Annotated in this window: 20 protein-coding genes; 9 read left to right on the top strand and 11 right to left on the bottom strand. The window is 66.3% G+C overall.

Annotated features, from left to right (window positions below):
* Positions 1 to 53: 53 nt before the first annotated feature.
* From ntrC to dusB, 3 genes are read right to left on the bottom strand one after another with little or no spacing between them, the layout of a single operon-like run.
* Positions 54 to 1,475 carry a nitrogen regulation protein NR(I) gene (gene ntrC, locus K7G81_RS07115; RefSeq protein ID WP_223030028.1) on the bottom strand — a complete coding sequence of 474 codons (1,422 nt, stop codon included), beginning with the start codon at positions 1,473 to 1,475 and terminating at the stop codon, positions 54 to 56.
* Positions 1,472 to 2,566 (bottom strand): two-component system sensor histidine kinase NtrB, encoded by a 1,095-nt coding sequence (locus K7G81_RS07110; protein WP_223030027.1) that lies wholly within the window; start codon positions 2,564 to 2,566, stop codon positions 1,472 to 1,474. Before K7G81_RS07110 ends, ntrC begins: the two co-directional genes overlap by 4 nt.
* Positions 2,535 to 3,533, bottom strand: coding sequence for a tRNA dihydrouridine synthase DusB (gene dusB / locus K7G81_RS07105; RefSeq protein WP_223030026.1), 999 nt, complete (start codon positions 3,531 to 3,533; stop codon positions 2,535 to 2,537). The genes K7G81_RS07110 and dusB overlap by 32 nt, the downstream gene beginning before the upstream one ends.
* Before the next feature lie 82 nt (positions 3,534 to 3,615).
* Between dusB and K7G81_RS07100 the strand changes: the two genes are divergently transcribed.
* From K7G81_RS07100 to K7G81_RS07090, 3 genes are read left to right on the top strand one after another with little or no spacing between them, the layout of a single operon-like run.
* On the top strand, positions 3,616 to 4,755 hold the full coding sequence (locus K7G81_RS07100; protein WP_223030025.1) for a bifunctional 2-C-methyl-D-erythritol 4-phosphate cytidylyltransferase/2-C-methyl-D-erythritol 2,4-cyclodiphosphate synthase: 1,140 nt from the start codon (positions 3,616 to 3,618) through the stop codon (positions 4,753 to 4,755).
* Positions 4,752 to 5,285, top strand: coding sequence for a hypothetical protein (locus K7G81_RS07095; protein ID WP_223030024.1), 534 nt, complete (start codon positions 4,752 to 4,754; stop codon positions 5,283 to 5,285). The genes K7G81_RS07100 and K7G81_RS07095 overlap by 4 nt, the downstream gene beginning before the upstream one ends.
* Before the next feature lie 6 nt (positions 5,286 to 5,291).
* Positions 5,292 to 5,825, top strand: coding sequence for a CinA family protein (locus K7G81_RS07090; RefSeq protein WP_223030023.1), 534 nt, complete (start codon positions 5,292 to 5,294; stop codon positions 5,823 to 5,825).
* Here K7G81_RS07090 and K7G81_RS07085 read toward each other — a convergent pair.
* Positions 5,753 to 6,247 (bottom strand): type II toxin-antitoxin system RatA family toxin, encoded by a 495-nt coding sequence (locus K7G81_RS07085; protein ID WP_223030022.1) that lies wholly within the window; start codon positions 6,245 to 6,247, stop codon positions 5,753 to 5,755. The two genes, K7G81_RS07090 and K7G81_RS07085, sit on opposite strands and share 73 nt — an antisense overlap.
* Positions 6,247 to 7,167, bottom strand: a complete 921-nt coding sequence (gene lipA, locus K7G81_RS07080; protein WP_223030021.1) for a lipoyl synthase — start codon at positions 7,165 to 7,167, stop codon at positions 6,247 to 6,249. The genes K7G81_RS07085 and lipA overlap by 1 nt, the downstream gene beginning before the upstream one ends.
* A gap of 65 nt (positions 7,168 to 7,232) precedes the next feature.
* Here lipA and K7G81_RS07075 point away from each other — a divergent pair, with 65 nt between their 5' ends.
* The 4 genes from K7G81_RS07075 to K7G81_RS07060 are packed head-to-tail and all read left to right on the top strand — an operon-like array spanning position 7,233 to position 9,267.
* Positions 7,233 to 7,862 (top strand): carbonic anhydrase, encoded by a 630-nt coding sequence (locus K7G81_RS07075; protein ID WP_223030020.1) that lies wholly within the window; start codon positions 7,233 to 7,235, stop codon positions 7,860 to 7,862.
* 4 nt (positions 7,863 to 7,866) lie between these two features.
* Positions 7,867 to 8,595, top strand: coding sequence for an NAD-dependent deacylase (locus tag K7G81_RS07070; protein ID WP_223030019.1), 729 nt, complete (start codon positions 7,867 to 7,869; stop codon positions 8,593 to 8,595).
* Between the two features lie 19 nt (positions 8,596 to 8,614).
* Positions 8,615 to 9,088, top strand: coding sequence for a GreA/GreB family elongation factor (locus tag K7G81_RS07065; protein WP_223030018.1), 474 nt, complete (start codon positions 8,615 to 8,617; stop codon positions 9,086 to 9,088).
* A complete protein-coding gene (locus K7G81_RS07060) occupies positions 9,085 to 9,267 on the top strand; it encodes a hypothetical protein (protein WP_223030017.1) in 183 nt (60 codons plus the stop codon). The genes K7G81_RS07065 and K7G81_RS07060 overlap by 4 nt, the downstream gene beginning before the upstream one ends.
* Positions 9,268 to 9,314: 47 nt before the next feature.
* Here K7G81_RS07060 and K7G81_RS07055 read toward each other — a convergent pair whose 3' ends face one another.
* Together K7G81_RS07055 and aspS are read right to left on the bottom strand one after the other, a co-directional pair.
* A complete protein-coding gene (locus K7G81_RS07055; RefSeq protein ID WP_223030016.1) occupies positions 9,315 to 10,091 on the bottom strand; it encodes a polyphosphate kinase 2 family protein in 777 nt (258 codons plus the stop codon).
* A gap of 17 nt (positions 10,092 to 10,108) precedes the next feature.
* A complete protein-coding gene (aspS, locus tag K7G81_RS07050) occupies positions 10,109 to 11,935 on the bottom strand; it encodes an aspartate--tRNA ligase (protein WP_223030015.1) in 1,827 nt (608 codons plus the stop codon).
* 100 nt (positions 11,936 to 12,035) lie between these two features.
* Here aspS and rnd point away from each other — a divergent pair, with 100 nt between their 5' ends.
* Together rnd and K7G81_RS07040 are read left to right on the top strand one after the other, a co-directional pair.
* Positions 12,036 to 13,205: a ribonuclease D gene (gene rnd / locus K7G81_RS07045; RefSeq protein ID WP_223030014.1), complete on the top strand. Its 1,170-nt coding sequence runs from the start codon at positions 12,036 to 12,038 to the stop codon at positions 13,203 to 13,205.
* Complete coding sequence (locus tag K7G81_RS07040) at positions 13,202 to 13,486, top strand: I78 family peptidase inhibitor (protein ID WP_223030013.1); 285 nt, start codon at positions 13,202 to 13,204, stop codon at positions 13,484 to 13,486. The genes rnd and K7G81_RS07040 overlap by 4 nt, the downstream gene beginning before the upstream one ends.
* Positions 13,487 to 13,491: 5 nt before the next feature.
* Here the strand turns inward: K7G81_RS07040 and K7G81_RS07035 are convergent, their stop codons facing one another.
* From K7G81_RS07035 to K7G81_RS07020, 4 genes are read right to left on the bottom strand one after another with little or no spacing between them, the layout of a single operon-like run.
* Complete coding sequence (locus tag K7G81_RS07035) at positions 13,492 to 14,988, bottom strand: Ppx/GppA phosphatase family protein (protein ID WP_369412049.1); 1,497 nt, start codon at positions 14,986 to 14,988, stop codon at positions 13,492 to 13,494.
* Positions 14,989 to 14,993: 5 nt separating this feature from the next.
* Positions 14,994 to 17,156, bottom strand: a complete 2,163-nt coding sequence (locus K7G81_RS07030; RefSeq protein ID WP_223030012.1) for an RNA degradosome polyphosphate kinase — start codon at positions 17,154 to 17,156, stop codon at positions 14,994 to 14,996.
* On the bottom strand, positions 17,153 to 17,782 hold the full coding sequence (locus K7G81_RS07025) for an HdaA/DnaA family protein (protein WP_223030011.1): 630 nt from the start codon (positions 17,780 to 17,782) through the stop codon (positions 17,153 to 17,155). Before K7G81_RS07025 ends, K7G81_RS07030 begins: the two co-directional genes overlap by 4 nt.
* Positions 17,779 to 19,011 (bottom strand): heavy-metal-associated domain-containing protein, encoded by a 1,233-nt coding sequence (locus K7G81_RS07020; protein WP_223030010.1) that lies wholly within the window; start codon positions 19,009 to 19,011, stop codon positions 17,779 to 17,781. Before K7G81_RS07020 ends, K7G81_RS07025 begins: the two co-directional genes overlap by 4 nt.
* Positions 19,012 to 19,019 lie beyond the last annotated feature (8 nt).

Raw genomic sequence — 19,019 nt, 5'->3', positions numbered from 1 at the left:
ACAATTATGGTGCGATCGGACGTTTGCAGCGCTCGGTTCGTCGCTGGAGGCGCTCAGCGCGGCTCGATTCCCAGCGTGTCCAGCCGTTTTCTCAACGTGTTGCGGTTAATCCCCAGCGCGCGGGCAGCTCGGAGCTGGTTGCCGCCGTGGCGCGCCAGCATCGCCTCGATCAGGGGGCGTTCGACTTCCGCGATCAGCCGATCGTAGAGCGTGCCGTCGTCGAGCCGGTCGGGCTCCTCACGCTCGATCCGCGCCAGCCGCGTTCGCACCGCCTGTTCGATCCCGGCATCGCTCGGCACGACCGTTTCGGGCGTCGGCGCGCCAATCACGCCACCGATATCGGCAGCGGTGATCACCACATCGCGGCTCAGCACCGCCAAACGGCGCATCAGATTCTCGAGCTCGCGGACGTTGCCCGGCCAATCGTGCTGCGCGAGCACGCCGACGGCGCCTTCGGATAGCTGCTTGCTCGGCAGGCCGCCCTCGGCTGCGCGTTCGAGGAAATGGCGCGCGAGCAGCGCCATGTCCTGTCGCCTCTCGCGCAGCGCTGGAAGCGTGATCGGCACGACGTTGAGGCGATAGAATAAATCTTCTCGAAATTGCCCGTCGGCAACAAGCCGGGCGAGGTCGCGATTGGTCGCGGCGACGATGCGGACGTCGGCGCGAATCGCGCGCGCGCCGCCGACCGTGGTGAACTCGCCCGATTGCAGCACGCGGAGCAATCGCGTCTGTGCCTCGATCGGCATGTCGCCGATCTCATCGAGGAACAGCGTGCCGCCCGCCGCTTGCTCGAACCGGCCGGCGGTGCGGGCCTGCGCGCCGGTGAAGGCGCCGCGTTCGTGGCCGAACAGTTCGGCTTCGATCAACTCGCGCGGAATCGCGGCCATGTTGATCGCGACGAACGGCGCGCGGCGCCGCGGCCCGAGATCGTGGATCGCGCGCGCGACGAGCTCCTTGCCGGTGCCCGATTCGCCTGAGATCAGCACGGTCAGGTCGTTCGACACGACCCGCGCGATGACGCGATAGACCTCCTGCATCGCCGGTGACCGGCCGATCAGCGGCAGCGCGCGATCCTCTTCGCCGATCGGCGCGACGCTATCGCTCTCGCCGCGCGCCAGCGCGCCGGCCACCGCCTGCGTCAGCGCGTCGAGATCGAACGGCTTGGGGAGATAATCATAGGCGCCGACTTCGGTCGCGCGCACCGCGGTCGTCAGCGTATTCTGCGCGGATAGCACGATTACCGGGAGCCCCGGATGATCGGCGACCAAGCCCGCAACCATGTCCAAGCCATTGCCGTCGGGCAGCACGACATCGGTCACCAGTACGTCGGGTGCTCCTGCGGCGAACGCGCGATCAAGCTCGGCGAGCGAGCCGACCGCCTTCACCTCGTGCCCGGCGCGCCGCAGCGACTGGCCGATCACCGCGCGGATCGCGGCGTCGTCATCGACCACCAGGATGCGCCCGGCCCGGCTCATCGCGGCGCCCTTGGCAGCAGTAGGCGGAACACGGTCATCTCCGGCTCTCCTTCGCGCGCATATTGGACGATCCCGCCCATGTCGCGCACCAGCTTGTCGACCAGCGCGAGGCCGAGCCCCTGCCCCTCCGGCTTGCCCGACACGAACGGATCGAACAGATGCTCGGCGATATCGGCCGGTGCACCGGGGCCGCTGTCGAGCACGCACAATTCGATCGGCAGCGGCAGTCGCGGCGCGCCTGCGGCGGTGCTGACCGCCATGCCATGCCGATAAGCAGTGGTGAGCACGACTTGCCGTGCCTCCTCACCCCGCACGGCCTCGCAGGCATTTTTGAGCAGGTTGAGGATCACTTGCAGAAAGGCGTCGCGGTCGATCAATACCGGCGGCAATGACGGATCGAACCGCTCCTCGATCGTGATGTCGGCAGCGAATCCCGCAAGCGCGACGCGGCGGGCGTGATCGAGCAACGGATAGATGTTCTCCGGCTGCGGTTGCAGCGGCCGCGTATCGGTGAAATCCTGCATCCGGTCGATCAGCGCGGCGATCCGGTCGACCTCGGTGGTGATCAATCGGGTCAGGTCGCCGCCGGGATCGCCCCCCGTCGCGATCAGTTGCGCCGCGCCGCGGATACCTGACAGCGGATTCTTGATCTCATGAGCCAGCATCGCCGCTGCCCCGATCGCCGCGCGTGCGCCGGTGGCGCGATCGGCGGTGACGCCGATGCGTCGCGACGTCGCGGCGTGGTGGAGCGTGATCGTCCGCCAGCCCGGCCGATCGGCGAGCGGCGCCTCCAGATAATCGAGCCGCAACCGGCCGGCGCGCGCGGTTTCGACATCGGTATCGAACGCGGCGAGCCCCTGTCCGTCGCGCTGGGCAAAGGCCGGTGGCGTCAGTGCCGCCCGGAGCGGCTGGCCGGTCATCGCGCGTTCCGACATGTTGAGCAGTTGCTCAGCTTCGGGATTCGCCCGCGTAATCGTCCCGTCCGGCGCGATCGTTAGAATGGCGACGGGCAGCGCGGCGAGCCACTCGTCCGCACCAGGCTGTCCGCCGCTCTCGAGGTCAGGCTGCGACACGGGTGCGCCAGGGCGCATAGAAATCGGCGAGCATCGCCTTCACCACCTTCGCGTCCGGCTCCTGGTTGACGCGATTGCGGAACTCGGCCGAGCCGTGCAGGCCGCGCGTGTACCAGCCGATATGCTTGCGCGCCATGTTGACCCCGGTCTCGATGCCATAATGGTCGAGCATCGCGTCGTAATGGTCTACGATCACGCGATATTGTTCGTCGAGACTCGGATCAGGCAGCCGCCGCCCCTCGGCGAACCAGACCATCAACTGGTTGAGCAACCACGGGCGGCCATAGGCGCCGCGCCCGATCATGACGCCATCCGCGCCCGATTGCGCGAGCGCGGTTTCGGCATCCTCGATGCTGCAGATGTCGCCGTTGACGATCACCGGCACCGTCACCGCATCCTTGACCTGCCGGATAAAGGCCCAGTCCGCCGATCCCTTGTACATCTGGCACCGGGTGCGGCCGTGCACGGTAATCATCTTGACGCCGATATCCTCGGCGATCCGGGCGAGCTCCGGCGCATTGAGGCTGGCATGATCCCAGCCCATGCGCATCTTGAGCGTCACCGGCACGTCGACGGCTTTGACGACCGCGCCAACGATCTCCGATGCGAGCTTGAGATCGCGCATCAGCGCAGATCCGGCCCAGCCGTTGACGATCTTGCGAACCGGGCATCCCATGTTGATGTCGATGATCGCGGCGCCGCGATCGGCGGCGAGCTTTGCCGCTTCGCCCATCTCATAGGCCGTGCAGCCGACCAATTGCATCGACACCGGCTCTTCGAGCGGATGCCACGCCGCCTTTTGCAGCGATTGCCGCGTCTCGCGGATCGCGGCCTGGCTGGCGATCATTTCGGTGACGTTGAGCCCCGAGCCGTAACGGCGCACGAGCGTGCGAAACGGCATGTCGCTCACGCCGGTCATCGGCGCGAGCACCACGGGGCTGTCGATCCGCACGGGGCCGACCTGGATGGGCGCGAGCTTGGTCATGGTTATGCCTGAAAATTAGGCAGCCCTCTACGCGAGACAAGCCCCGCTGGCAAGGCTGGCCGCGTTCCGCTAGGCGGGCGCGATGACCAGACCTCGCACCGTTGCGCTGATCGTTGCCGCCGGCCAGGGCCACCGCATGGGCTCGACGCCCAAGCAGTTCCTTCCCCTGGGCGGGAAGGCGGTGGTCGCGCACAGTTACGCTGCCTTCGCCGCGCACGCGCGAATCGATGACGTCATCGTGCTGATCGCCGACGGCCAGCAGCAGGCGCTGCACGACACGCTGGGCGACGTGCGCTTCGTGATCGGCGGCGTGCTGCGGCGCGATTCGGCGCGGATCGGGCTTGACACACTTGCCGGCGAGGCGCCCGCGCGCGTGCTGATCCACGACGCCGCACGTCCGTTCGTTCCCGCAGCGGTGATCGATTCGCTGCTCGACGCGCTCGATCACCATGACGGCGCCATCCCTGCCCTCCCCGTTGCTGACACGCTCGCGCGCGTCGAGGATTTGCTCGGCGAAACCGTGCCGCGCGATGGCCTCGTCCGTGTGCAGACGCCGCAGGCCTTCCGCTACGACGCGATCCGGGCCGCCCACCATGCCTGGCCCGACGATGAGGACGCCACTGACGATGCGCAGATGGTCCGCCGCCATGGCGGCACCGTCGCGGTAGTCGCAGGAGATGCCATGCTCGACAAGCTGACCTACCCCGCCGATCTCGCCGCCGCGGAAAAGCGCCTCGCCGGCGGTCGCACCCGCAGCGCCAGCGGATATGACGTCCACCGCCTGGTCGATGGCGAGGAGCTGTGGCTCGGCGGCGTGCTTATCCCGCATGACAAGGGGCTGAGCGGGCATAGCGACGCCGACGTCGTGCTCCACGCGATCACCGATGCGGTGCTGGGCACGATTGCCGCCGGCGACATCGGCATGCACTTCCCGCCCAGCGATCCCAAATGGCGCGGCGCGGCCTCGGACCAGTTCCTCGCTCACGCTGCCGGCCTCGTCGCCGCGCAGGGCGGCACGATCGATTTCGTCGACGTCACGCTGATCTGCGAAGCACCCAAGATCGGCCCGCACCGCGAGGCGATCCGCGCGCGCATCGCCGACATTCTCGCGCTTGCCCCCGATCAGGTCAGCTTCAAGGCGACCACGACCGAGCGGCTCGGCTTCACCGGCCGTGGCGAGGGCATCGCGGCGCACGCCATCGCCACCGTGAGACTGCCATGACGTTCAAGAAGACCCTCGCCGCGCTCGCGGCCCTCGCCGGGCTTTCGGCCAATGCCGCGCAGGCGCAGACGCCGTGCGTCACCACGCCCGAAGCGACCTCGATCGCGCTGGTTGCGATGCCAGAGGTGATTCGCCAGGTCGGCCAGATCTGTGCCGCGCGGGTGCCGGCGGGCTCGCTGCTGCGCCAGACTGACGGCACTTTCATCGCGCGCTATCAGGCCGAGGCCGAGCGTGCGTGGCCCGCTGCGCGCACCGCGCTCGGGCGTGTCGCCGGCCCCGATATCGCGCCGCTGCTACAATCTGATTTCACCCGGCCGATGCTCGTTTCGCTGCTCGCCCCCGCGCTGGTAGATGCCGTAAAGCCGCAGGATTGCAGCGAAATCGATCGCATCGTCACCCTCGCCCAGCCCTTGCCGCCGCAAAATGCGGCCGGCCTGATCGTCGCGACGCTCAAGCTGACGCGTGACAAGCAGGCCGAGTTCGGCAATGCCACGCTGGACATCCCGATCTGCCGCGACGACAGGCGCTAGGACATCATGGACACGCTTCTTCCCAAACAACTGGTTGATGCCGCCGCCCGCGTCATCGAAGCCAATCGCGCCGCCGGCCGCCACATCGCCGTCGCGGAAAGCTGCACCGGCGGACTCGTCTCGGCCGCGCTTACCGAAGTGCCCGGGTCATCTGATGTGTTCGAATGCGGAATCGTCAGCTATTCCAACGACGTGAAGCTCGATCTTCTCAAGGTTTCGGGTGACGTGCTGGAAACCTTCGGCTCGGTGTCGGTCGCCGTCGCCTGGAGCATGGCGCAGGGCGCGCTGGAGGTTACGGGTGCGGACACCGTCGTCGCGATCACCGGTATCGCCGGCCCCGCAGGCGGCAGTGAGAAGAAGCCGGTCGGCACCGTCGTGTTCGCGCGCGCGGAGAAGGGCGGCGATCCGGCTCATGTCGTTGCCGATCGGCAGGAATTCGGCGATCTCGGCCGCGGCGGCGTCCGGCTTCAGGCGGCGTTGTGCGCGCTGGACCTGTTGATGCCTTCGGCGCCTTCGGAAGATGCGTCGGAAGCCCCGTAGAGTTCGGCCGCGCGGGTTTCGAACGCGCCGATCATCTTGCGCAGCGCGCGATCGAATACCTGCCCGGCAAGCATCTCGAACACGCGGTTCTTGAACGCGAAATCGACCGAGAAATCGACCAGGCTGCCGCCGTCGCCATCGGGCCGGAAGCGCCAATCGTTGTGGAGATATTTGAGCGGGCCATCGAGATAATCGACGTGGATTTCCCTTGGTCGCTGCTTGTCGACCTTCGACGTGAAGGTTTCGCGCAATCCCTTGAACCCGACGATCATGTCCGCGATCATCTGCGTGTCATTGTTCGACCGCACCCGGATCGCGCTCACCCAGGGCAGGAACTCGCCATAACGTCCGACATCGGCGACGAGATCGAACATCTGCTCCGGCGTATAGGGCAGCGCGCGGGTTTCACTATGCTTCGGCATCAGGCGCGCGCGAGCTTTGCCTCGCGATTGGCGCGCAACCGCTCGAAATCGTCACCGGCGTGATAGCTCGATCGCGTCAACGGCGACGACGCAACCAGCAAGAAGCCCTTGGCGCGGGCGATCGCGGCGTAAGCGTCGAACGCCTGCGGCGTCACGAAATCGATCACCTTGGCATGTTTCGGCGTCGGCTGGAGATACTGGCCCATCGTCAAGAAATCGATGTCGGCCGAGCGCATGTCGTCCATCACCTGATGCACTTCGAGCCGCTCCTCGCCCAGGCCCAGCATCACGCCCGATTTGGTGAAGATCGACGGATCGTGCTTCTTGACGCTCTCCAGCAGCCGCAGCGACGCATAATAGCGCGCGCCAGGCCGGATCGTCGGATAGAGCCGCGGCACCGTCTCGAGATTGTGATTATAGACGTCGGGCCGCGCCGCGACGATCATTTCGACCGCGGCATCGGCCTTGTTGCGGAAATCGGGAGTCAGGATCTCGATGGTGGTCCGGGGCGCCGCCTTGCGGATCGCCTCGATCACCTTGACGAACTGCTTCGCCCCACCATCGGGCAGATCGTCGCGATCGACCGAGGTGATGACGATGTGCGCCAGCCCCATCTGCACCGCCACCTCGGCGACGTGATCGGGTTCCATCGGATCGACCGCGCGGGGCATCCCGGTCTTGACGTTGCAAAAGGCGCAGGCCCGCGTGCAGGTGTCGCCCAGGATCATCACCGTGGCGTGCTTCTTTGTCCAGCATTCGCCGATATTCGGGCAGGCCGCTTCCTCGCAGACGGTCGCGAGGTTCTTTTCGCGCATCAGCCGCTTGGTTTCGGCGAAGCCGGCGCTGGTCGGCGCCTTGACGCGGATCCAGTCGGGCTTGCGCTGGCGCGGCGGCTGGGCAATCGGAGTAAGCTCGTTCATGTCCGCCAGATAGCGAGTGTCGTCCTGGCTTGAAACCCCCGCTCGCGCCTGCAAAGGATGCATCCATGACTGACTTTTCCGACCTCGTCGCCGGCTACCACCGCTTCCGCGATACCGATTACAAGCGCCAGCACGATCGCTGGGCCCAGCTCGCCGAGGGCCAGAGCCCGCGCGTGATGGTCATCGCCTGCGCCGACAGCCGCACCGATCCCGCCACCGTGTTCGACGTTTCGCCGGGCGAGATCTTCGTCGTCCGCAACATCGCCGCGCTTGTCCCGCCTTATGAGGTCGGCGGCGGCCGCCATGGTGTTTCGGCGGCGATCGAGTTCGCCGTGACGCAGCTCGAGGTGCCGGAAATCGTGGTGATGGGCCACGGCTCTTGCGGCGGCGTCAATGCCTCGCTGACGGGCGTGTTCGACGGCGCAGCGCCCGGCAAGGGCGGGTTCATCGCCCATTGGGTCGACATGCTCGACGACGCTCGCGCCAAGGTCGTTTCCGAATGCGGCACCGGGCCGGACGCCAATCGCGCGCTGGAACTCGAGACGGTTCGCGTCTCGCTGGCCAATCTACGCACCTTCCCGTTCGTTGCCGAGCGGGAGGCCGCAGGCAAGCTCGCGTTGCGTGGCGCCTATTTCGCGATCCGCGACGGCATTCTGTGGGTGATGGGCGAGGACGGCGCGTTCAACCCGGCCTGACGTCATGGCGTCACCGCGCTCGATCGTCGTGCTGACCGGTGCCGGCATTTCCGCCGAAAGCGGCCTTGCGACCTTCCGCGGCCCGGACGGTCTGTGGGAAGGCCATCACGTCGAACAGGTCTGCACTCCGCAGGCGCTCGCGCGCGATCCGGCGACGGTCCATCGTTTCTACGACGCGCGCCGCGCTGCGCTATCCCAGGTGGAGCCCAACGCCGCGCATCGCGCGCTTGCCCGGCTCGATGCCGAATGGCCTGGCGACCTGGTGATCGTCACCCAGAATGTCGATGATCTCCACGAACGCGCCGGCGCACGCCGCCTGATCCACATGCACGGCGAATTGCTGTCGGCGCTTTGCGCGTCGTGCGGCGCACGCGAGCCCTGGGCCGGCCAGCTCGATCCCGGCATGCCCTGCCCGGCCTGCGACGCGCCGGCGCTGCGCCCCGACATCGTTTTCTTCGGCGAAATGCCCTACGCGATGGACCGGATCGAGGGCGCCATCGCGGCCGCCGACCTGTTCGTCTCGATCGGCACGTCGGGCGCGGTCTATCCCGCCGCCGGTTTCGTCCAGACCGCACGCTATGCCGGCGGGCGTACGCTCGAGCTCAACCTCGAACCATCCGCCGGCAGCGCCTTGTTCGATGAAAGCCGTCTCGGCCCGGCAAGCCTTCTCGTGCCGGCCTGGGTCGAGGAAACGCTGGCTGTGGCCGGACCGAACCCCGCCGCTGCTCGTTGATCGGGCACAGGAGACAATCATGAGCGTAGCGTTTCGTCGCGAGAGCGACGACGAACATAAGGAACCGCGGTTCGAGCTGCCGCTGCCGCCGGGCCCCAACCTGGTGACGGCGCGTGGCCGCCTTCTGATTGAGGCAAAAGTCGCCGAGCTCGAAGCGGCGATCGCCGCGGCCGAAGGCGAGGCGGTCGAGCCGCTGCGCCGCGAGCATCGCTATTGGGTCACGCGGATGACCACCGCCGAGATCGCGCCGCCGCCGGCCGAGGGCGAGGCCGGCATCGGCTCGCGGGTGTGCATCCGCCTTGCCGGCCGCGAGCGCACGATCGACATCGTCGGCGCCGACGAGGCCGATCCCGCGACCGACCGCATCGGCTTCGCGGCCCCGCTTGCCAATGCGCTGCTCGGTGCGATCGCGGGCGAGCACCTGGATTTCAATGGCAAGCCCGAGGCGATCGAGGTGATCGCGGTCTCGCCGATCCCCGAGGAGCATTCATGAGCGAAAAGAATTTCGAACGCCACCGCCAGCCCTGGCGTCAGGACGAAATCCAGAAGCTCCACACGCTGGCGAAGAAGGGCATGGCGCTGAAAGCAATCGCCAAGGCACTGACCCGCAGCGAGGAATCGGTCAAGCAACGCGCCAAGGAGGACGGCCTGAGCATCGCCAAATTGCGCTGAGGCGATAGCCGCTCCCTGCTTACCCGGCCGGCTGGCGGTAAATCGGCTCAGTCCAGACCCAGCGCTTTCTTCGCCACTTTCTCCACGTCGGGATCGATCGGCGGCGGTGACATCGGCACATGCGCTTCCAGGGCATCCGCCACCGCCGACATCGCCGCGATCCGCGCCGATTTCTTGTCATTGCCGTCGATCACGGTCCACGGCGCCGCCTTTGTGTCGGTGCGTGCGAACATCTCGTGCATGGCGCGGAGGTAATCGTCCCGCCTGGCGCGATTGCGGTAATCTTCGAGGCCGGTCTTCCAATGTTTCCACGGCTCCTCGAGCCGCGCCTTGAGCCGACGGTCCTGTTCGGCCTGGGTCACGTGGATGAACAACTTCACCACGGTCGTGCCGTTGGCGATCTGTTGCGCCTCGAACGCGTTGATCTCGTCATAGCCGCGCCGCCAGTCGGACTCGCTGGCAAACCCTTCGACGCGCTCGACCAGCACGCGGCCGTACCAGGTGCGGTCAAACACGGCGATATCTCCCGCTTCGGGTAGCCGCTTCCAGAATCGCCACAGGAATTGATGCGCCAGTTCGGGCGGGGTCGGCGCGCTGATCGGCCATACTTCGTAGAAGCGCGGATCCCATTCCGCGGTCATCCGCTGGATGATACCGCCCTTCCCCGCCGCGTCCCAACCTTCGAGCGCGATAATCGCCGGCCGCTTGTGCATCGCATGCGCGACCTGGATCCGCTCGAGCCGCTTCTGCAGCTTTTTCAGGTCTTTCTTGTAATGGCCGTCATATTTGCGGCCGGCTTCATATTCGTGGAGATCGATCGTCATGGACGATCGATACCCCATCAGCCCGCTTTGGGCGAGACTATCGCATCGACGTCGGTCTTGTCCGGCTTGGCCTGCGGTTCGATCACGCGGATCGAGAGTTCACGCAGTTGCTTCATGCTGGCGGTCGACGGCGCACCCATCAGCAGATCCTCGGCGCGCTGGTTCATCGGGAACAGCGTGATCTCGCGGAGATTCTGTGCTCCGCACAGCAGCATGACGATGCGATCCACGCCCGCGGCCATCCCGCCATGCGGCGGCGCGCCATATTGGAACGCGCGATAGAGCCCGCCGAACCGCTCCTCGACATCCGCCTTGCTCAGGCCGACCAGCTCGAACGCCTTGACCATCGTTTCGGGCGACTGGTTGCGGATCGAACCGGACGCAATCTCGAATCCATTGCACACCATGTCATACTGGAACGCCTTGAGCGCGAGCGGATCGTCGCCGTTCAGCGCCTCCAGCCCACCCTGCGGCATCGAGAAGGGGTTGTGCGCGAAATCGATCTTCTTCTCGTCCTCGTCATATTCGTAGAACGGGAAATCGACGATCCAGCACAGTTCGAAACGATCCTTGTCGATCAGGTCGAGCTGTTCGCCGGTGCGCACGCGCGCGAGGCCGGCGAGCTTGGCCGCCTGCGCTTCCTTGCCCGCGGCGAAGAACACGCCATCGTTCGGCCCCAGCCCCAGCGTCGCGATCAGTTTCGCGGTCGCTTCGGGCCCGTGGTTCTTGGCGATCGGCCCGCCCGGCTCGCCGTCCTTGATGTTGATGTAGCCGAGCCCCGAATAGCCTTCGGAGCGCGCCCAATTGTTCATATCGTCAAAGAATTTGCGGCTGCCCGCTCCCGCACCCGGCGCCGGGATCGCGCGGATCACGCCGCCGCTCTCCACGATGCTGGCGAAGATGCCGAAGCCGGAACCCTGAAAGTGATCTGTCACGTCGGTGATGACGATCGGGTTGCGCAGGTCGGGCTTGTCCGATCCGTATTTGAGCATCGCCTCGCTGTATGGGATGCGCGGGAACCTTCCCGCCGGCGTCACGTGCTTACCGTCCGCGAACGCCTCGAACACGCCGGCGATCACCGGCTCCATCGTGTTCCACACGTCTTCCTGGGTGACGAAGCTCATCTCCAGATCGAGCTGGTAGAATTCGCCGGGCAGACGATCGGCGCGCGGGTCTTCATCGCGGAAGCACGGGGCGATCTGGAAATAACGGTCGAACCCGGCAACCATCAGGAGTTGCTTGTACTGCTGCGGCGCTTGCGGCAGCGCGTAGAACTTGCCGGCATGGATGCGGCTCGGCACCAGGAAGTCGCGCGCGCCCTCGGGCGAAGAGGCGGTCAGGATCGGAGTCGAATATTCGGTGAAACCGGCGTCTTCCATGCGCCGGCGCATGTCGGAGATCACCTTGGTCCGCTTGACGATATTGGCGTGCAGCGTTTCGCGGCGCAGGTCGAGGAAGCGATAGCGAAGGCGCACGTCCTCGGGATAGTCCTGCTCGCCCGCCACCGGCAGCGGCAACTCGGCGGCGGCCGACAGCACGCTTGCATCCTCGGCACGGATTTCGATCTCACCGGTCGGCAGGTTGGGGTTGACCGCCTCGCTCGCGCGCTTCGTCACCTTGCCGGTGATCGTCACCACGCTTTCGGGGCGGAGCTTCTCGATCACCGAAAATACTGGGCCATCCACTTCAGTTACGATCTGCACCATGCCGTAATGATCGCGCAGGTCGATGAACACGAGATCGCCGTGGTCGCGCTTGCGATGGACCCAGCCCGAGACGCGGACGGTCTCGCCAGTGTGCTCGGCGCGAAGCTGGCCGCAGGTGTGGGTGCGATAGGCGTGCATGATCTACGTCTCGTTTCTTCGATGACGGTTGGAAAGGTGGCCGCGCTTCACGCGCAACTGCCGCTTTGTCAACCCGGCTGGCGCTCGCTATGGAGCCGCGATGCACATCCATGACCTGATCGAGGACTCGGCCGCCCTCGCCAATCTCTGCACCCGCCTTGCCGGTTCGCCGTTCGTCTGCGTCGATACCGAGTTCATGCGCGAGAACACCTTCTGGCCCGAGCTGTGTCTGATCCAGATTGCCGATCACAAAGAGGCGGCTGCCGTCGATCCGCTCGCGCCGGGCATCGATCTCGGCCCGCTGCTCGCTCTGCTGACCGACAATGAAGAGGTGCTCAAGGTCTTTCATGCCGGCGGGCAGGATCTTGAAATCGTTTACAATCTTACCGGCACCACCCCGCACCCGCTGTTCGATACCCAGATCGCCGCCATGGCGCTCGGCCAGGGCGAGCAGATCGGCTATGGCAATCTGGTCGACGCCTGGCTCGGCGTGACGGTCGACAAGGGTGCGCGCTTCACCGATTGGTCGCGCCGCCCGCTCGACCAGCGCCAGATCGATTACGCCATCGCCGACGTGACGCATCTCGCCGAAATCTTCCCGAAGATGCTCAATCGCCTGAAGAAGACCGGCCGTGGCCAATGGCTCGATCAGGAGATGGAGCGACTCGCCGATCCGAATAATTACGCCAACGATCCCGATCACGCGTGGAAGCGCGTCCGCATTCCCGGCCGCAAGCCGGAAGTCCTCGGTCGGCTCAAGTCGCTCGCGCGCTGGCGTGAGATCGAGGCGCAGGGCAAGAACCTTCCGCGCGGCCGCATCATGAAAGACGAGACACTTGCCGATCTCGCCGGCTCGCCGCCGAAGAAGCAGGCCGACCTGTCGCGCGTTCGTGGGCTCTCTGGCGCCTGGGCGTCGAACGACATAGGGGGCCGCCTGATGGCCGCGCTCGCGGATGCCGGGCCGCTGCCGCCCGATGAAATGCCGTCGCGCGACGATCGCAAGCCGGGCCTTGGCAAGGAAGGTGCGCTGGTCGCCGATCTTCTCAAGCTACTTCTGAAGATTCGCGCGCGCGAGATTGATGTCGCGCCGAAACTTCTCGCCCGCAGCGACGATCTCGAGGCTCTCGCCGCGGGCCGCCGTGACGGGCTGGCGATCCTCGATGGCTGGCGCTACGATCAGTTCGGCCACGACGCGCTCGATCTCGTCGAGGGGCGTCTCGGCTTCGCGGTGATGAACGGCAAGCTCAAGATGAGCAGGATCGAGGCATGATGCGACTGCTTCCCATCGCCCTGTTACTTGGCGCTTGCGCTGCAACCTCGACGCCTCCCACGGTCGGCGGCAGCGGGCACGTCTGCAAGGCCGAGGGGCTGGACGATCTGATCGGCAAGCCCGGGTCGAGCGACCTCGCCGCCGAAGCGTTGAAGCGATCGGGCGCCACTACACTGCGCTGGATTCAGCCAGGCACGATGGTGACGATGGATTTCCGCCAGGACCGACTCGATATTCACCTCGATAACGACAACGCGATAACCAAGTTCACTTGCGGTTGACCGGCTCAGGCGAGCAGCAACCGCGCATCACCGCCAAGCATCGCGGCAAGCGACTTGTGCCGCCGCTCGACAGTTTCCCCGTATAGTGCCGCATCGCTTTCCAGCAGCGTAAGCGCGACTGCCCCACCTTCGCGGCCGAGCCGCGCGCGATTGAGCGGCCCGGCGACGCCGCCGCTCAGCCGCTGCCCCAGCCGGATCGCCAGTCCCCAGCATATCGCATGTCTGAGATCGCCTTCGCCGGCGAGCCCGCCGAGCGGTGCCGGCGAACGCGTGCCGCCGCCCAGCCCGGTGAACAGCGCTTGCGCGACCAGCGCGCGCCCGCGCGCGTCGATCGCCACCCAATTGCCATGCAGCGCCGCGTCGAGCCCGCGTTCGGCGCGGAATTCGGGATTGGCGTGCCAGCCGACATCGGCGAGCAGGCAAGCGGCGTGGCGCAGCCGCGCGAGATCGGCATCGTCGTCCTCGAACAAAGGGGCGATCCAGCGGTCGAGCAGGTCGCCATGTTCGGCGAACCGCCCCAGCCTCCGGCCCTCCTCGCGCGTAGCGACGATCAGCGGATCCTCGCGGCGCGTCTCGTCATCGAGCGCGCCGTAGAGCAGCCCTTCACGCAAACCATAAGCCGAAACAATCGTCGTCGCGCTGCCAAGGTGGCGTAATACCGAGCCGAGCACCGCCGCCGCATCGCTCAATGTCGGGATACGCGCGCTCGACAGGTCGGGCACTTCGCGCAACCGCGCCTTGTCGAGATGCGCGATCGCCCGCGCCAGCCGCGAAATCGTCGGCGCCGACATCTCGTAATGATGCGCGATCGGCAGCTCATAGCCGGTCAGGTGCATATCGAGCCGTGCCAGCGATCGCCACGATCCGCCGACCAGATAGAACGGGCGCTCGGCCCCCGCCCCTTCCCAGCCCGATTTACGCAGCAGCTTGAGAACAAGGCGGTCGAGCGCGTTCTTGCCCTTGGCGCGCACATCCGCCACGCGCAGCACGCCGAGCGGAAACGATACCCGTTCGCCCACCTCGCCGCCGCGCACGCGCACCAGCTCCAGGCTGCCGCCACCGAGATCGCCGACGATTCCATCGGCATCGGGAATGCCCGACAGCACGCCCTGCCCGGACGCCTGCGCTTCTTCGTCGCCAGAAAGCAACTCGACGTCGAGCCCGATCGCCGTGGCATGGTCGATCAACTCGCCGCCGTTGCTCGCGTCGCGCACCGCTGCGGTAGCGACGGTACGCACGTCGCTCACTTCGATGGCCTCGGCGAGCGCGGCGAAACGCGCCAGCGCGTCCTGCGCGCGCGCCATGGCGGCAGCGTCGATCGCGCCGGTCGCCGCTAGTCCGCGGCCGAGCCCGGCCATCACCTTCTCGTTGAACAGGATCGACGGCATGCGCGCCGGCCCCTGATAGACGACCAGGCGAATCGAGTTCGATCCGATGTCGATGATCGCGGTGCGCGGGTGCGCGTCGACCACCGCGCGAGGCTTGCGGAAAAGCGTCGCCACCGGGGTCAGCGTCGCCGCCTGAGCGACAATTTGGGCACCGATTCACTGTTCGATAGCGCCGCGCCGCGTCCCGAAAGCGAGGGGTTGGTCATGAAATAGCGGTGCAGGTTGAACGGCCGATCGCCCGGCTCGTCGCGCACGTAACCGCCATCGGCCTGCAGTTCCCAGCTCTGCTCGTTGTCGAGCAGATTGGCGACCATCACCTGATCGAGGATTTGGTCATGCACCGTCGGGTTCTCGATCGGCAGCATATATTCGACCCGGCGATCGAAATTGCGCGGCATCCAGTCGGCCGAGGAGATGAACACCTTGGCGCCGTCATTGGGCAGCGCCTTGCCGTTGCCGAATGCGCATATGCGGCTGTGCTCGAGGAACCGCCCGATCACCGACTTCACCCGGATATGCTCGGACATCCCCGGCACGCCCGGCCTCAGGCAGCAGATGCCGCGGATCACCAGGTCGATTTCCACCCCGGCGTTCGATGCCTCGTACAACTTCTCGATCACCGCCGGATCGACCAGCGAGTTCATCTTCGCCCAGATGCCCGATGGCTTGCCCGCTTCGGCATTGGCGATCTCGATATCGATCATCTCGACCAGCTTGGCGCGCAGGTCGCGCGGCGACAGGCTGATCAGCCCGAGCTGCTGCGGCTCGACATAGCCGGTGATGTAGTTGAACACATGCGCCGCATCCGCCCCGATCCGCGGATCGGCGGTGAAGAAGCTGAGATCGGTATAGATGCGCGCGGTGATCGGGTGGTAATTGCCCGTGCCGAAGTGGCAATAGGTACGATATTCGCTGCCCTCGCGCCGCACCACCATCGAAATCTTGGCGTGCGTCTTCCAGTCGATGAAGCCGTAGACGACCTGCACGCCGGCCCGCTCCAGCGCATTGGCCCAGAGCATGTTCTGCTCCTCGTCGAACCGCGCTTTCAGTTCCACGACGGCGGTGACCGACTTGCCGGCCTCAGCCGCGGCGATCAACGCGTTGATTACCGCGGGCTGTTTGCCGGCGCGATAGAGCGTCTGCTTGATCGCGACGACGTCAGGATCGTTCGCCGCCTGCCGCAGAAAGGCGAGCACCACGTCGAACGTTTCATAGGGGTGGTGAACGACGATGTCCTTGGCCTTGATCGCGGCAAAGCAATCGCCACCGAATTCGCGGATTCTTTCCGGAAAACGAGGGCTGTACGGCGGAAACTTGAGGTCGGGCCTATCCTCGTCGACCAGCACTTCGAGGTCGCTAACGCCCAGGAATGCCGCGCTTTCGGTGATGATCGCATCGCCGCCGCCCAGCTCTTCCTTCAACAAGGTGCCGAGTTCGTCGTGCATGCCCGTCTCGAGGTCGAGCCGAATCACCCGTCCGCGCCGCCGCCGCTTGATCGCGTTGGCGAAATAACGGACCAGATCCTCGGCCTCTTCCTCGATCTCGATATCGCTGTCGCGCAGCAGCCGGAATGCGGCGCAGCCCTTCACGCGATAGCCGGGGAAGATCATTGCCGAGAAATGCTTGAGCAATGTTTCCATCGCGACATAGCGCGCGGTCTTGCCGGGAATCCGCACGAAGCGCGGCGCAGTGCCGGGCAGCAGCACGACTTCGCGAATCGGCTCGCCGTCGGACAAGCGCACGAGATCGAAGATCAGACTCGATCCGCGATTGGGCAGGAACGGGAACGGGTGCGCCGGATCGAGCGCCTGGGGGGTGAGGATCGGAAAGATCTGATCGCGGAAATGCCCTTCCAGCCAGCTTTCGGCCTCGCCTTCGATGTCCCGGGCATCGAGCACCGCGATGCCGGCATCGGCCAGTTCCTCGCACAATGATATCCACACCTGCTGCTGCGCCTGCATCAGCCGGTCTGCCTCGATCGCGATATCGTGAAGCTGCTCGCTCGGCGTGCGCCCGTCGACCGACTTGCGCTGCACGTCCTGCAATTGCTGGCCCTTCAACCCGGCGACGCGGACCATGAAGAATTCGTCGAGATTCGATCCCGAGATCGACAGGAAACGCAGGCGCTCGAGCAGCGGATGCGCCGGGTTGAGCGCCTCTTCGAGCACGCGCCGGTTGAACGCCAGCCACGAAAGCTCGCGGTTGAAATAGCGTTCGCTACTGTCCTCGCGGACGAACGGATCGTCGTCGTCGAAGATCGGCAGATGAGCGGGACGGGTCATTTCGCGTCAACCTTGCTGGCAGGCTCGGCGATCAGCGCGGCCGCGGCCAGTGTGGCGCGAGCGAGCGGGATCGACAAGCGTTTGCGCCGTTCGAGCACTTCCTGGTCGAGCACATCGACCGTGCGCATGACAGCAATATGACTACGCTCGACCCGCGTCAGCAACCAGTCGATCAAATCCGGCCGGGCATCGAGCCCGCGCTTGATGAACTGACGCTCGAACAGCGCGCGCATCAGCACATCGTCGGGCGGCCCCAGCTCAAGCACTGGCGTAGCCGTCAGCCGCGACCTCAGGTCGGGTAGCTTGATTGTCCATTCCGGCGGCGCGGCGTCGGCGACGATCAGCAGGGGATGCCGCTCGGCCTGCGCCCGGTTCCAGGCATGGAAGATCGCTGCTTCGCTCTGGCGCTCGGCATCGTCGATGATCGTCCCGCCGCTCTTGCCGGCGAAGATCCGTGCCAGCAGGCTGCGCCCCGATTTGCGTGGCCCCACCAGCAACGCCGTCATCACCGGCCATGCGCCCCAATGCTCTATGCCGTGGACCGCGCGGGCGTTCGAGTCGCTGACCAGGAATTCGTCGTCGCGCGGGTCCGCCGGCCATTCGAACGGCAGGGCGAACTGGCTCATCCGCCATTCTGTCCGTTTGGCGGCGGCGCGGCGGCGCGGCGGATGCGCAAGGCTCCGGGGCCGCTCTGCACTTGCCAGCCGCGCGCCTGCAATTGTGCCGCCAGCGCGCCCTGATCGCCCGCATAGGTGACGCGCATCACTGATACGCCGCCCATCGCCAGGCTGGTCGTTGCCGCCGAGCCGACGCCGGGGATCGCGCGCAGCGCCGCTTCGCCGGCATTGACGGCGGCGGCGTCGGGCGTGTCGAACTGCACGTCGATCGAGGTGCCCTGCGGGGCCGTCGCGACACCGCCGTTGACCAGCGGCAGCCCGTCGAGATCGATCGGCGTCGGAGTCGGCGTCGGGGTCGGCTGATAGGCAAGGCCGGGATCGGTGCGCAGGATGCCGCCCTTGAGCGCGTCCTGATAGATCGAATCGATCCGCTTCACGCCGGCATCGAGCAGGGCATCGATCCCGTCGGCATTGGCGACGCGCAGGGTCGCGCTTCCGGCCAACCGGTCGTCGGGGCCGTAACGCGCCTCAAAATGCCCGATCACCGGGCCGCCGGGATATTGCCGGTAGAGATGAACGGTCGGGATCAGCACGTCCGACGCGCCATATTGATCCAGCACTGCCTTCCACCAGCCGCGCCCCGGCCGGCCCGCCTGCCCGGCGTTGAGCAACAGCGAATCGGGGCCGGTGCCGGCGGGGCGGACGTAATCGATCGCCGAATTGCCGGTGCGGAACCGCGCCCATGCCTGGCGCCAGCCGGTCTCCTGCTCGAAGGCCTCGCCGACGCCGCCGGTCCATTCGATCGGCAACACCACCATCGGCGGCGACCGGAACCCGCCGCCCGCAACGCCGAGCAGCGGCCCGGCGCGCGCACGGCTGAAGGTCACGCCGAGCCGGGCGACATAGCGATCGGGGCCGATATTCTCATTCTCGACGATGATTCCCGACACCAGCCCGTTGAGCGTCGAATCGGGCACCAGCGCGCCGCTCTGGCCGAGCCGCTTCGACAGCATCTGCCACGCCTTGCGCTGCGCCAGCCGCCAACCCGCCTCGCGCGCTTCTTCCGACGTCTTGCCGGTGACGTCGACCGAAACGCCATCGACCTCGAAATTGCCCGAATCATCGATCGGCGCGATCGGCGCGCTGGTTTCGACCTGGCCGAGCACCACGCCCGCACCACCGATAGCGAGGAGACCGGCCAGCGGGGTCAGTGCGCGCGAGAGACGAATTCGGATCATGCTGCGCG

This window comes from Hephaestia mangrovi (assembly GCF_019880555.1).
Classification (GTDB): Bacteria; Pseudomonadota; Alphaproteobacteria; order Sphingomonadales; family Sphingomonadaceae; genus Sphingomonas; species Sphingomonas mangrovi.
This window is presented reverse-complemented; position numbering and strand designations above follow the sequence as displayed.

What these genes read in the sequence shown, in the direction of transcription:
- K7G81_RS07110 (WP_223030027.1), bottom strand. Translation starts at nt 2,566, where the DNA reads ATGCGCCCTGGCGCACCCGTGTCGCAGCCTGACCTCGAGAGCGGCGGA.
- dusB (WP_223030026.1), bottom strand. Translation starts at nt 3,533, where the DNA reads ATGACCAAGCTCGCGCCCATCCAGGTCGGCCCCGTGCGGATCGACAGC.
- K7G81_RS07090 (WP_223030023.1), top strand. Translation starts at nt 5,292, where the DNA reads ATGGACACGCTTCTTCCCAAACAACTGGTTGATGCCGCCGCCCGCGTC.
- lipA (WP_223030021.1), bottom strand. Translation starts at nt 7,167, where the DNA reads ATGAACGAGCTTACTCCGATTGCCCAGCCGCCGCGCCAGCGCAAGCCC.
- K7G81_RS07030 (WP_223030012.1), bottom strand. Translation starts at nt 17,156, where the DNA reads ATGACCCGTCCCGCTCATCTGCCGATCTTCGACGACGACGATCCGTTC.
- K7G81_RS07020 (WP_223030010.1), bottom strand. Translation starts at nt 19,011, where the DNA reads ATGATCCGAATTCGTCTCTCGCGCGCACTGACCCCGCTGGCCGGTCTC.
- K7G81_RS07040 (WP_223030013.1), top strand. Translation starts at nt 13,202, where the DNA reads ATGATGCGACTGCTTCCCATCGCCCTGTTACTTGGCGCTTGCGCTGCA.
- rnd (WP_223030014.1), top strand. Translation starts at nt 12,036, where the DNA reads ATGCACATCCATGACCTGATCGAGGACTCGGCCGCCCTCGCCAATCTC.
- K7G81_RS07060 (WP_223030017.1), top strand. Translation starts at nt 9,085, where the DNA reads ATGAGCGAAAAGAATTTCGAACGCCACCGCCAGCCCTGGCGTCAGGAC.
- aspS (WP_223030015.1), bottom strand. Translation starts at nt 11,935, where the DNA reads ATGCACGCCTATCGCACCCACACCTGCGGCCAGCTTCGCGCCGAGCAC.
- ntrC (WP_223030028.1), bottom strand. Translation starts at nt 1,475, where the DNA reads ATGAGCCGGGCCGGGCGCATCCTGGTGGTCGATGACGACGCCGCGATC.
- K7G81_RS07065 (WP_223030018.1), top strand. Translation starts at nt 8,615, where the DNA reads ATGAGCGTAGCGTTTCGTCGCGAGAGCGACGACGAACATAAGGAACCG.
- K7G81_RS07070 (WP_223030019.1), top strand. Translation starts at nt 7,867, where the DNA reads ATGGCGTCACCGCGCTCGATCGTCGTGCTGACCGGTGCCGGCATTTCC.
- K7G81_RS07075 (WP_223030020.1), top strand. Translation starts at nt 7,233, where the DNA reads ATGACTGACTTTTCCGACCTCGTCGCCGGCTACCACCGCTTCCGCGAT.
- K7G81_RS07100 (WP_223030025.1), top strand. Translation starts at nt 3,616, where the DNA reads ATGACCAGACCTCGCACCGTTGCGCTGATCGTTGCCGCCGGCCAGGGC.
- K7G81_RS07095 (WP_223030024.1), top strand. Translation starts at nt 4,752, where the DNA reads ATGACGTTCAAGAAGACCCTCGCCGCGCTCGCGGCCCTCGCCGGGCTT.
- K7G81_RS07055 (WP_223030016.1), bottom strand. Translation starts at nt 10,091, where the DNA reads ATGACGATCGATCTCCACGAATATGAAGCCGGCCGCAAATATGACGGC.
- K7G81_RS07025 (WP_223030011.1), bottom strand. Translation starts at nt 17,782, where the DNA reads ATGAGCCAGTTCGCCCTGCCGTTCGAATGGCCGGCGGACCCGCGCGAC.
- K7G81_RS07085 (WP_223030022.1), bottom strand. Translation starts at nt 6,247, where the DNA reads ATGCCGAAGCATAGTGAAACCCGCGCGCTGCCCTATACGCCGGAGCAG.